Origin of the sequence: Enterobacter genomosp. S (genome assembly GCF_001631805.1) — a bacterium.
GTDB lineage: Bacteria > Pseudomonadota > Gammaproteobacteria > Enterobacterales > Enterobacteriaceae > Enterobacter > Enterobacter quasihormaechei.
In genome coordinates, this window is the sequence record NZ_LVVA01000019.1 from 146,887 (window position 1) to 159,588 (window position 12,702).

The 12,702-nt window shown below is 55.3% G+C and carries 9 protein-coding genes and 1 other RNA gene; all 10 read left to right on the forward strand.

From position 1 onward, the window contains the following. The first annotated feature begins 229 nt into the window (after window positions 1-229). The 10 genes from garL to A3466_RS14255 all read left to right on the forward strand — a co-directional run bounded on the left by garL (window position 230) and on the right by A3466_RS14255 (window position 12,696). The gene (gene garL, locus A3466_RS14210) at window positions 230-1,000 is read left to right on the forward strand and encodes a 2-dehydro-3-deoxyglucarate aldolase (RefSeq protein ID WP_063451079.1); all 771 of its coding nucleotides are present in this window, start codon (window positions 230-232) and stop codon (window positions 998-1,000) included. A 21-nt stretch (window positions 1,001-1,021) separates the two neighbouring features. Then, on the forward strand, window positions 1,022-1,912 hold the full coding sequence (garR, locus tag A3466_RS14215) for a 2-hydroxy-3-oxopropionate reductase (protein WP_063451080.1): 891 nt from the start codon (window positions 1,022-1,024) through the stop codon (window positions 1,910-1,912). Window positions 1,913-1,967: 55 nt separating this feature from the next. Beyond that, window positions 1,968-3,113 (forward strand): glycerate 2-kinase, encoded by a 1,146-nt coding sequence (gene garK / locus A3466_RS14220; RefSeq protein WP_063451081.1) that lies wholly within the window; start codon window positions 1,968-1,970, stop codon window positions 3,111-3,113. 32 nt (window positions 3,114-3,145) lie between these two features. Beyond that, window positions 3,146-3,522, forward strand: an RNA gene (rnpB, locus tag A3466_RS14225) — RNase P RNA component class A. A 673-nt stretch (window positions 3,523-4,195) separates the two neighbouring features. Beyond that, a complete protein-coding gene (tdcA, locus tag A3466_RS14230; protein ID WP_063451241.1) occupies window positions 4,196-5,116 on the forward strand; it encodes a transcriptional regulator TdcA in 921 nt (306 codons plus the stop codon). A gap of 96 nt (window positions 5,117-5,212) precedes the next feature. Continuing rightward, complete coding sequence (gene tdcB / locus A3466_RS14235; protein ID WP_063451242.1) at window positions 5,213-6,202, forward strand: bifunctional threonine ammonia-lyase/L-serine ammonia-lyase TdcB; 990 nt, start codon at window positions 5,213-5,215, stop codon at window positions 6,200-6,202. 9 nt (window positions 6,203-6,211) lie between these two features. After that, entirely contained in the window at window positions 6,212-7,543 is a 1,332-nt protein-coding gene (gene tdcC / locus A3466_RS14240) for a threonine/serine transporter TdcC (RefSeq protein WP_063451082.1), read from the forward strand. A 29-nt stretch (window positions 7,544-7,572) separates the two neighbouring features. Then, window positions 7,573-8,781, forward strand: coding sequence for a propionate kinase (gene tdcD / locus A3466_RS14245; RefSeq protein ID WP_063451083.1), 1,209 nt, complete (start codon window positions 7,573-7,575; stop codon window positions 8,779-8,781). Window positions 8,782-8,796: 15 nt separating this feature from the next. Further along, window positions 8,797-11,091 (forward strand): formate C-acetyltransferase, encoded by a 2,295-nt coding sequence (gene pflB, locus A3466_RS14250; protein WP_063451084.1) that lies wholly within the window; start codon window positions 8,797-8,799, stop codon window positions 11,089-11,091. Window positions 11,092-11,364: 273 nt separating this feature from the next. Next, a complete protein-coding gene (locus tag A3466_RS14255) occupies window positions 11,365-12,696 on the forward strand; it encodes an amino acid permease (RefSeq protein ID WP_063451085.1) in 1,332 nt (443 codons plus the stop codon). Window positions 12,697-12,702: the final 6 nt, after the last annotated feature.

The following is a 12,702-nucleotide window of genomic DNA, read 5'->3' on the forward strand; positions in this document are numbered from 1 at the left end:
GATTCTGTGCATCAGCGCCCACTGCTTTGTGCATATGCTCAAGATAGCGTTCAAATTCCACTCGATAACTGAGCATTGAAACAATGTACTGCCGTCGGGCGGCGATTATACTGAATGACGATTTTATAACGCCAAAATTCAGTCAGAAAATAAATATAACCCTGACGCTGGATCGGAATAAATAAAAATGATGCTGGCTAAAACTGCGGAATTAAAAAAGGTATAAGCGATGAGTAACGATATCTTCCCGAATAAGTTTAAAGCAGCCCTCGCGGCGCACCAGATCCAGATTGGCTGCTGGTCTGCGCTGGCAAACCCCATCAGCACGGAAGTGCTGGGCCTGGCCGGATTCGACTGGCTGGTGCTGGACGGCGAACATGCGCCAAACGATATCAGCACGTTTATTCCGCAACTGATGGCGCTGAAAGGCAGCCACAGTGCGCCGGTGGTGCGTGTGCCCACCAACGAGCCGGTTATCATCAAGCGTTTACTGGATATCGGCTTTTACAACTTCCTGATCCCGTTTGTTGAAACCGAAGAAGAAGCGGTGCTGGCCGTGGCGGCGACCCGCTATCCGCCGGAAGGGATCCGCGGCGTGTCCGTTTCGCACCGCGCCAACATGTTTGGCACCGTGCCGGACTATTTAGCCCAGTCCAACAGGAACATCACCATTCTGGTTCAGATCGAGAGCCAGCAGGGGGTCGATAACGTCGACGCCATTGCCGCGACCGAAGGTGTAGACGGTATTTTCGTTGGCCCGAGCGATCTGGCTGCCGCCTTTGGTCATCTGGGCAATGCCAGCCACCCGGACGTACAGCGTGCGATCCAACACATTTTTGCCCGTGCCAAAGCCCACGGTAAGCCGTGCGGCATTCTGGCGCCGGTGGAAGCTGACGCCCGCCGCTACCTGGAGTGGGGCGCAACGTTTGTTGCCGTCGGCAGCGACCTCGGTGTATTCCGCGCGGCCACGCAGAGATTAGCGGACGCTTTTAAAAAATAACCATCATTGAGGAAACAGATTATGACGCTGAAAGTGGGTTTTATTGGCCTGGGTATCATGGGCAAACCAATGAGCAAAAACCTCATCAAAGCAGGTTACTCGCTGGTGGTTCTCGACCGTAATTCAGACGCGGTGGCAGAGGTGATTGCGGCCGGCGCGGAAACGGCGACAACCGCAAAAGCGATCGCCGAGCAGTGCGATGTCATCATCACCATGCTGCCAAACTCTCCGCACGTGAAAGAGGTAGCGCTGGGTGAGAACGGCATTATCGACGGCGCGAAGCCGGGTCTGGTGGTGATCGACATGAGTTCTATCGCACCGCTGGCGAGCCGCGAAATCAGCGAGGCGCTGAAGGCGAAAGGCGTGGATATGCTGGACGCACCGGTCAGCGGCGGCGAGCCCAAAGCCATCGACGGCACCCTGTCGGTGATGGTGGGCGGCGATAAAGCCGTCTTCGACAAATACTACGACCTGATGAAAGCGATGGCTGGCTCCGTGGTGCACACCGGGGACATCGGCGCGGGTAACGTCACCAAGCTGGCAAACCAGGTGATTGTGGCGCTGAACATTGCGGCCATGTCGGAGGCGCTGACGCTGGCCACCAAAGCGGGGGTGAATCCGGATCTGGTCTATCAGGCCATTCGCGGTGGGCTGGCGGGCAGCACCGTGCTGGATGCCAAGGCACCGATGGTGATGGATCGTAACTTTAAGCCGGGTTTTCGTATTGACCTGCACATTAAAGATCTGGCGAATGCGCTGGATACGTCACACGGCGTAGGGGCGCAGCTGCCGCTGACTGCCGCCGTCATGGAGATGATGCAGGCGCTGCGTGCGGACGGTCTTGGCACTGCCGATCACAGCGCGCTCGCGTGCTACTACGAAAAACTGGCGAAGGTCGAAATTACTCGCTAATGACGTCCTGCCCGGGGCACAACGCATACCGGGCCTACGGTCCAGGCTTACAACTATGAAAATCGTAATCGCGCCAGACTCTTATAAAGAAAGCCTGTCTGCCACCGAGGTGGCGCAGGCGATAGAAAAAGGATTTCGGGAGATTTTCCCCGACGCTCATTACGTGTCGGTTCCCGTTGCTGACGGTGGGGAAGGTACGGTTGAAGCGATGATCGCCGCGACTCAGGGCACCTGGCAGCAGGCTGTCGTCACCGGTCCGTTAGGGGAAAAGGTGAATGCCCGCTGGGGGATCTCTGGGGACGGGACGACCGCGTTTATCGAGATGGCCGCCGCCAGCGGCCTGGTGCTGGTTCCTCCCGCGCTGCGTAACCCGCTGGTCACAACGTCTCGCGGGACGGGGGAGCTGATCCTTAGCGCGCTGGATAAAGGCGCGCGCAATATCATTATCGGTATCGGCGGGAGCGCAACCAACGACGGGGGCGCCGGCATGATGCAGGCGCTGGGCGCGAGGTTTACGGATGCCAACGGGACGGAGATCGGCTACGGCGGCGGTAGCCTGATGGCGCTTAACCGTATTGATATTTCGGCGCTCGATCCGCGTCTTCAGGGATGCGCAATCCGCGTCGCCTGTGACGTGACGAATCCGCTGGTCGGTGAAAGCGGCGCGTCGCGTATTTTTGGCCCGCAAAAAGGCGCCACCGAGGAGATGATCCTCGAACTCGACGCCAATCTTAGCCACTATGCCGAGGTGATCAAAAAATCTTTGCGCATCGACGTGAACCTGGTTCCGGGGGCAGGAGCGGCGGGCGGCATGGGCGCGGCGCTGATGGCCTTTCTGGGGGCTGAGCTGAAAAGCGGCATTGAGATTGTCACTCAGGCGCTCAATCTTGAAGAACATATTCACGACTGCACCTGGGTACTGACGGGCGAAGGGCGCATCGACAGCCAGAGCATTAACGGTAAAGTGCCCGTCGGCGTGGCGAGCGTCGCCAAAAAATACCATAAGCCGGTGATAGGGATTGCCGGAAGTCTGACGCAGGACGTGGGCGTGGTACACCAGTACGGCATCGACGCGGTGTTCAGCGTACTGACCAGCATCGGCTCACTGGAAGAGGCGTTCCGGGGCGCGTATGACAACATTTACCGCGCCTCGCGCAATATCGCGGCCACATTGCAGGTAGGCATGCGTAGCCAGGGGTGACAGCGGCGCGCAAACCCTCTATACTGCGCGCCGAAGCTGACCAGACAGTCGCCGCTTCGTCGTCGTCCCTTTCGGGGGAGACGGGCGGAGGGGAGGAAAGTCCGGGCTCCACAGGGCAGGGTGCCAGGTAACGCCTGGGGGGGAAACCCACGACCAGTGCAACAGAGAGCAAACCGCCGATGGCCCGCGCAAGCGGGATCAGGTAAGGGTGAAAGGGTGCGGTAAGAGCGCACCGCGCGGCTGGTAACAGTCCGTGGCACGGTAAACTCCACCCGGAGCAAGGCCAAATAGGGGTTCACATGGTACGGCCCGTACTGAACCCGGGTAGGCTGCTTGAGCCAGTGAGCGATTGCTGGCCTAGATGAATGACTGTCCACGACAGAACCCGGCTTATCGGTCAGCTTCAACTTCTTACGAAACCCCGCTTCGGCGGGGTTTTTGCTTTCTGAAGGGGTCAGGCCGGGTAGGCGCTGCGCCAGACGACATCAATTCTCAATTTTGCGACGCTAAGCACATTTCACTGTTTAATCCGCCACGCGCTCCTCTCATCCTCCGTGGACGATCGCAATCACGAAATTTAACGCTATAAAATAAGAAAATTTTAGTGTTTATTAAATGTTGTATTTGTTGGTTTGTTGAAAACAAATGTTTTTCTAATTGATAATCAAATATTGAATCTAAAAACATTCTTCTGGTGAATGTGTGATATATCCCACTCTTTATTCTGAAATAGCATTAATATTCCTGGTAAAGTTGATAAACCACAAAAATGTTTTAAATTGATAGTGTTGAATTATTAACCTTTAATTGCCTGAAAGATAGCCTTTATTAATATTTTCTAAGGCTCAAAAATTCACGCGGGTTATTGCCATAAAATAAATTTATTACCTCATAATTTGTTGATCAATATCAGCGTAATTGCGTATTTTAATTTGATTATGTTATTGATAAAAAAGGATTTAAATGGTTTTTTAGGCGGGTATGAATTGGGCGTTCCGGCGAATTGTGAGTAACAGCACATACCCCCTGAAACATTATTAGGTAGAATCCGCTGCGTCATAGGGAAATAAGCGCAGAATATGATGAATACTATTATTTTACCGAAAACTCAGCACCTCGTGGTATTTCAGGAAGTCATTAAAAGTGGCTCCATAGGTTCTGCTGCAAGACAACTGGGCCTGACGCAACCCGCCGTCAGCAAAATCATCAGCGACATCGAATCCTACTTCGGGGTGGAAGTGATGGTGCGTAAAAACACCGGCGTAAAACTGACTGCGGCGGGGCAGGTTCTGCTCTCTTACTCAGAGTCGATCACCCGCGAAATGAAAAACATGGTGAGCGAAATCAACAGCCTCAGTTTTAGTACCGTCATGGACGTCTCCTTTGGCTATCCGTCGCTGATTGGCTTCACCTTCCTGTCTGAGATGATCAAAAAATTCAGGGAAGTGTTCACGAAAGCGCGCGTCTCCATGTATGAAGCGCAGCTCTCTTCATTCCTGCCCGCCATTCGCGATGGACGGCTGGATTTCGCCATCGGCACGCTGAGCGACGGAATGTTGCTTCAGGATCTTCACGTTGAGCCGCTGTTTGAATCCGAGTTTGTGCTGGTGGCGAGTAAATCACGAACGTGCACCGGCCCGACCAGACTGGCATCACTTACGCATGAGCAGTGGGTGATGCCGCAAACCGATATGGGCTACTACAACGAACTCCTGACCACCCTGCAAGACAACCACATCAGCATTGAAAACATCGTCCAGACCGATTCCGTCGTCACTATCTATAACCTTGTCCTTAATGCCGATTACCTGACGGTGATCCCCCGTGACATGATTGCGCCGTTCGGCTCGGAACAGTTTATCGTCCTGCCGGTGGAGGATGAATTACCCGTGGCGCGTTATGCCGCCGTGTGGTCGAAAAATTACAGTATTAAAAAATCGGCGTCAGTATTAGTTGAACTGGCAAAACAATATTCGTCGATGAATATCGATAAACGACGATAAAAATCATCACGCTTTAAAACACCCGGAGCGACGTTTTTTAACGCTCTGATACCCTGACTTTGCCTGAAAACAATGAATTATTATAACGAGGATATTATGCACATTACTTACGATCTCCCGGTGACCATTGAAGATATTCAGGACGCCAGAAAGCGCCTGGCGGGAAAAATTTATAAAACCGGTATGCCGCGCTCAAATTATCTCAGCGAACGCTGTAAAGGCGAGATATTTCTTAAGTTTGAAAATATGCAGCGTACCGGTTCGTTTAAAATACGCGGGGCGTTTAATAAGTTAAGTTCGCTGACGGATGCCGAAAAACGCAAAGGGGTGGTGGCCTGCTCCGCAGGAAACCACGCTCAGGGTGTGTCGCTCTCCTGCGCCATGCTCGGTATCGACGGCAAAGTGGTGATGCCGATGGGCGCGCCAAAATCCAAGGTCGCCGCTACTCGCGACTACTCCGCCGAAGTGGTGCTGCACGGCGAGAACTTTAACGACACCATTGCTAAGGTGAGCGAAATCGTCGAGATGGAGGGGCGCATCTTTATTCCGCCTTATGACGATGCGAAAGTCATTGCCGGCCAGGGCACCATCGGCCTCGAAATTCTTGAAGATCTTTACGACGTGGATAATGTGATTGTCCCTATTGGCGGCGGCGGCTTAATTGCCGGTATTGCGACAGCAATTAAATCCATCAACCCGACAATCAATATTATCGGCGTGCAGTCTGAAAACGTTCACGGCATGGCGGCTTCCTGGCAGGCCGGAGAAATAACCAGCCATCGCGTTACCGGCACATTAGCCGACGGTTGCGACGTGTCTCGTCCGGGTAATTTAACCTTCGAAATTGTTCGTGAACTGGTCGATGACATTGTGCTGGTGAGCGAAGACGATATTCGCAACAGCATGATTGCCCTAATTCAGCGAAATAAAGTGGTGACGGAAGGCGCGGGCGCGCTGGCCTGCGCGGCGTTATTAAGCGGCAAGCTTGACCACTATATTCAGGGCCGCAAAACCGTCTGCATTATTTCCGGCGGCAATATCGATCTCTCCCGTGTATCCCAAATTACCGGCTTCGTTGACGCATAAAGGTGACCTATGAGCAACACAGAAAGCATTACCGTTGGCCAGACAAAAACGTCCTCCTGGCGTAAATCGGACACCACCTGGACGCTGGGCCTGTTCGGTACCGCCATTGGTGCAGGCGTGCTGTTCTTCCCCATTCGCGCAGGGTTTGGCGGCCTGATCCCTATCCTGCTGATGCTGGTACTCGCCTTCCCGATTGCATTCTACTGCCACCGCGCGCTGGCGCGCCTCTGTTTGTCCGGTAGCAACGTCTCCGGCAACATCACCGAAACGGTGGAAGAGCATTTCGGCAAAACCGGCGGGGTGGTGATCACCTTCCTCTACTTCTTCGCCATTTGCCCGCTGCTGTGGATCTACGGTGTAACCATTACCAACACCTTTATGACTTTCTGGGAAAACCAGCTCCAGTTGCCAGCCCTGAACCGCGGCGTGGTGGCGCTGTTCCTGCTGCTGCTGATGGCCTTTGTGATCTGGTTCGGGAAAGACCTGATGGTGAAGGTGATGAGCTACCTGGTGTTCCCGTTCATCGCCAGCCTGGTTCTGATTTCTCTCTCGCTGATCCCGTACTGGAACTCGGCGGTGATCGACCAGGTCAACCTGAGCGATATCGCCTTCACCGGCCATGACGGCATCCTGGTCACGGTGTGGCTGGGGATCTCCATCATGGTTTTCTCCTTTAACTTCTCGCCCATCGTCTCCTCGTTCGTGGTCTCCAAGCGCGAAGAGTACGAGCCGGAGTTCGGTAAAGCATTCACCGAGCAGAAATGTTCCAAAATCATCGGTCGCGCCAGCCTGCTGATGGTGGCGGTGGTGATGTTCTTCGCCTTTAGCTGCCTGTTTACGCTCTCTCCGCAGAACATGGCGGATGCCAAAGCGCAGAACATTCCGGTGCTCTCTTACCTGGCGAACCACTTTGCCTCGATGTCGGGCAGTAAATCAACGTTCGCCACGGTGCTGGAATACGGCGCCTCCATCATCGCGCTGGTCGCTATCTTTAAATCCTTCTTCGGCCACTACCTGGGCACGCTGGAGGGGCTGAATGGCCTGATCCTCAAGTTCGGCTACAAGGGCGATAAGAAGAGCGTCTCCGTCGGCAAACTGAACACCATCAGCATGATTTTCATCATGGGCTCCACCTGGATTGTGGCCTACGCCAACCCGAACATTCTCGACCTTATTGAAGCCATGGGTGCGCCAATTATCGCCTCTCTGCTGTGTCTGCTGCCGATGTACGCTATCCGCAAGGCGCCAGCGCTGGCGAAATACAAAGGCCGGACCGAGAACATCTTCGTGACCGTGGTCGGCCTGCTGACCATTCTGAACATCGTCTACAAACTGTTTTAAGCCAAAGCTCAGGAAAAGCGGAGTAACACATGACTGAATTTCCGGTAGTACTGGTTATTAACTGCGGATCGTCCTCCGTTAAGTTTTCGGTGCTGGACGCAGCAGGCTGCGAGGCCCTGCTGACGGGCATTGCGGACGGCATCAACACTGAAAAAGCCTTTATTTCCGTGAACGGGGGTGAGCCGGTCAGACTGGCTCACCAGGACTACGAAGGGGCGCTGGCCGCCATTGCCCTCGAGCTGGAGAAACGCGACCTGATGAGCAGCGTGGCCCTGATTGGCCACCGCATCGCTCACGGTGGCGATCTCTTCAGCGAGTCGACCCTCATCACGGAAGAGGTCATTGAGCAGATCCGCCTGGTTTCCCCGCTGGCGCCGCTGCATAACTACGCCAACCTGAGCGGCGTGGAAGCCGCAGAGCGCCTGTTCCCCGGCGTGCAGCAGGTGGCGGTATTTGACACCAGCTTCCACCAGACCATGGCGCCGCAGGCGTATCTGTACGGTCTGCCGTACCGCTATTTTGAAGAGCTGGGCGTTCGCCGCTACGGTTTCCACGGCACCTCTCACCGCTACGTGTCCGGGCAGGCGCACGCGCTCCTCGGGCTGTCCCCCGAGGATAGCGGCCTGGTGATTGCCCACCTCGGCAACGGGGCGTCCATCTGCGCGGTGCGTAACGGCGAGAGCGTGGATACGTCCATGGGCATGACGCCGCTGGAAGGGCTGGTGATGGGCACGCGCTGCGGCGACGTGGACTTCGGCGCAATGGCGTGGATTGCCCAGCAGACCGGTCAGTCGTTCGAGGATCTGGAGCGCGTGGTCAACAAAGAGTCCGGGTTGCTGGGTATCTCCGGCATCTCCTCCGATTTACGCGCGCTGGAGAAAGCCTGGCATGACGGCAACGAGCGGGCGCAGCTGGCAATAAAAACCTTTGTCCACCGCATAGCGCGGCATATCGCCGGTCACGCCGCGTCCCTGCACCGTCTGGATGGCGTGATCTTCACTGGCGGCATCGGTGAAAACTCCACGCTGATCCGCGCGCTTGTTACGGAACACCTGAAGGTGTTTGGCATCGCGCTCGACGAGGCGAAAAACGCTCTGCCGGGCAGCGCGGGTGAGCGCGTCATCTCCACTGATACCTCCCGCGTGATCTGCGCGGTTGTCCCTACCAATGAAGAAAAAATGATCGCGCTGGACGCCCTCCGTCTTGGGAAGGTCACCCCGGCTGCGGCTTACGCCTGATAAAGCGAGAATAACATGAACGTAACAATCGATACGGGCGTCGCGCCTTACAGCGACGCATGGGCCGGGTTTCGCGGTGAAGAATGGAAAAACGCCGTTAACGTCCGCGATTTTATTCAGCATAACTACACCCCTTATGAAGGCGATGAAGCTTTCCTCGCGCAGGCGACGCCAGCAACGACGGCGCTGTGGCAGAAGGTGATGGTCGGCATTCGCCAGGAGAATGCCACCCACGCCCCGGTGGATTTCGACACCAACATTGCCACCACCATTACGTCCCACGGGCCGGGCTACATCGACCAGGATCTTGAGACAATCGTCGGCCTGCAAACCGACAAGCCGCTCAAGCGCGCCCTGCATCCGTACGGCGGGATCAACATGATCCGCAGCTCGTTCGAAGCCTACGGGCGGGAAATGGATCCGCAGTTCGAATACCTGTTTACCGACCTGCGTAAAACCCACAACCAGGGCGTGTTTGACGTTTACTCCCCGGAGATGATGCGCTGCCGTAAATCTGGCGTGCTGACCGGTCTGCCGGATGGCTACGGGCGCGGGCGCATCATCGGCGACTACCGCCGCGTGGCGCTGTACGGCATCAGCTATCTGGTGCGCGAGCGTGAACTCCAGTTCGCCGATCTCCAGGGAAAACTGGAGCGCGGAGAGGATCTGGAGGCAACGATCCGCCTGCGCGAGGAGCTGGCGGAGCATAAGCGTGCGTTGCTCCAGATCCAGCAGATGGCGGCGAACTACGGCTTTGATATTTCACGTCCGGCGATGAACGCGCAGGAAGCGGTGCAGTGGGTCTACTTTGCCTACCTTGCCGCAGTGAAATCCCAGAACGGCGGGGCGATGTCGCTGGGGCGCACGGCCTCGTTCCTTGATATCTACATTGAGCGCGACATGCAGGCAGGAAGGCTTAACGAGGTGCAGGCCCAGGAGCTGATCGACCACTTCATCATGAAGATCCGCATGGTGCGCTTCCTGCGCACGCCGGAGTTCGACACGCTGTTCTCCGGCGATCCGATCTGGGCGACGGAAGTGATCGGCGGCATGGGGCTGGATGGCCGTACGCTGGTGACAAAAAACAGCTTCCGCTACCTGCATACCCTGCACACCATGGGGCCCGCGCCGGAGCCGAACCTGACGATCCTCTGGTCTGAACAGCTGCCGATCGCGTTTAAGAAATACGCCGCGCAGGTGTCGATCGTCACCTCCTCGCTGCAATATGAGAACGACGATCTGATGCGCGTCGACTTCAACAGCGACGACTACGCCATTGCCTGCTGCGTCAGTCCGATGGTGATCGGCAAGCAGATGCAGTTCTTTGGCGCACGTGCCAATCTTGCTAAAACGCTGCTGTACGCGATCAACGGCGGGGTGGACGAGAAGCTGAAGATCCAGGTCGGCCCGAAAACCGAGCCGCTGCTGGACGACGTGCTGGATTACGACACCGTGATGGCGAGCCTCGACCACTTTATGGACTGGCTGGCGGTGCAGTACATCAGCGCGCTGAATCTCATTCACTATATGCATGATAAATACAGCTACGAAGCCTCGCTGATGGCGCTCCACGATCGGGACGTCTACCGCACCATGGCCTGCGGCATCGCCGGGCTGTCGGTGGCGGCGGATTCTCTGTCGGCGATTAAATACGCCACGGTGAAACCGGTGCGCGACCATACTGGCCTGGCAGTCGATTTCGTGATTGAAGGCGACTATCCGCAGTACGGCAATAATGACGATCGCGTGGACAGCATTGCCTGCGACCTGGTGGAGCGCTTTATGAAGAAAATCCAGGTGCTGCCGACGTATCGCAACGCGGTGCCGACTCAGTCGATCCTGACTATCACCTCCAACGTGGTCTACGGTCAGAAAACGGGTAACACGCCGGACGGACGACGCGGCGGTACGCCGTTTGCACCTGGCGCCAACCCGATGCACGGTCGCGACAGGAAAGGGGCGGTGGCGTCGTTAACCTCGGTTGCCAGGCTGCCGTTCACCTATGCGAAGGACGGGATCTCCTACACCTTCTCCATCGTGCCGCAGGCGCTGGGCAAAGATGAGCAGGTGCGCAAAACCAACCTTGTGGGACTGCTGGACGGGTATTTCCATCACGAAGCGGCTATCGAAGGCGGGCAGCACCTGAACGTCAACGTCATGAACCGGGAGATGCTGCTGGATGCCATTGCCCATCCGGAGAACTACCCGAACCTGACCATCCGCGTTTCGGGGTATGCGGTGCGGTTTAACGCCCTGACGCGCGAGCAGCAGCAGGACGTGATTTCGAGGACGTTTACGCAGGCGATGTGATATAGATTGCCGTTAAGCCTCCTCATCTGGGGAGGCTTTTGATTTCGTGAACGCCGTCACTTTTAGAAAAATACCTCCGTGTTGAATTTCTCAACAGAAAAATTTCCTCGCAATACAGAAAACCCTCATTAAAGTTGTGACTTTTTTCTCCCGCGCTACGGATATGATCTTCCCATACCAATAACACACACCTGCACTCTCTGACTCGCAATCGCTGGCGATCAGAACCACTTAAAAAACAATTACTTACCCTACAAAATAAGCGAGTGCCCAATGAATATGGCAACAAACAGCAGTGTGATTGTGAGTGATTCCCCTGCGGCAAGGCGGGCGGGAATGAGCGAAAGCGAATGGCGAGAGGCGATTAAATTCGACAGCACCGATACGGGCTGGGTCATCATGAGTATCGGGATGGCTATCGGCGCGGGTATCGTTTTTCTTCCTGTGCAGGTTGGATTAATGGGGTTGTGGGTCTTTTTGCTCTCCTCGATTATTGGCTATCCGGCCATGTACCTCTTCCAGCGGTTATTTATTAATACGCTGGCGGAATCCCCGGAATGCAAAGACTACCCGAGCGTGATTAGCGGTTATTTAGGTAAAAACTGGGGCATTTTATTAGGTGCACTTTATTTCGTCATGCTGGTCATCTGGATGTTTGTTTATTCCACGGCTATAACCAACGACAGCGCATCCTATTTGCACACCTTCGGCGTCACCGAGGGGTTGCTGTCGGAAAATCCCTTCTACGGCTTATTCCTGATCTGCATTCTGGTCGCCATTTCTTCGCGCGGTGAAAAGCTGCTGTTTAAAGTCTCCAGCCTGATGGTGCTAACCAAATTATTTGTGGTGGCGGCGCTGGGGCTTTCGATGATCGGCCTCTGGCATTTAGCCAACGTCGGTATGCTGCCTCCGATGGGGCTGCTGATTAAAAACGCCATTATTACGCTGCCTTTCACCTTAACCTCCATTCTGTTTATCCAGACATTAAGTCCGATGGTGATTTCCTATCGTTCGCGGGAAAAATCCGTTGAGGTGGCGCGTCATAAGGCGCTGCGGGCGATGAATATCGCCTTTGGCATACTGTTTGTCACGGTCTTCTTCTACGCCGTCTCTTTCACCCTGGCGATGGGGCATGACGAGGCGGTAAAAGCCTACGAGCAGAATATTTCCGCCCTGGCAATCGCGGCGCAGTTTATCAGCGGCGACGGCGCGGGCTGGGTCAAAATCGTCAGCGTGATCCTGAATATCTTTGCCGTTATGACCGCCTTCTTCGGCGTCTATCTCGGCTTTCGTGAAGCGACGCAGGGCATCGTGATGAATATCCTGCGCCGCAAAATGCCGGCTGAACGTATTAATGAAAGCACCGTCCAGCGCGGGATCATGCTGTTCGCTATCCTGCTGGCCTGGAGCGCAATTGTGTTAAACGCGCCGGTGCTGAGCTTCACCTCCATCTGTAGCCCTATTTTCGGGATGGTGGGCTGCTTAATTCCGGCGTGGCTGGTCTACAAAGTGCCCGCTCTTCATAAATATAAAGGCGTGTCGCTGGTGATTATTGTGATTACCGGGCTGCTGCTTTGTGTTTCTCCTTTCCTCGCCTTCTCATGAGGTTAA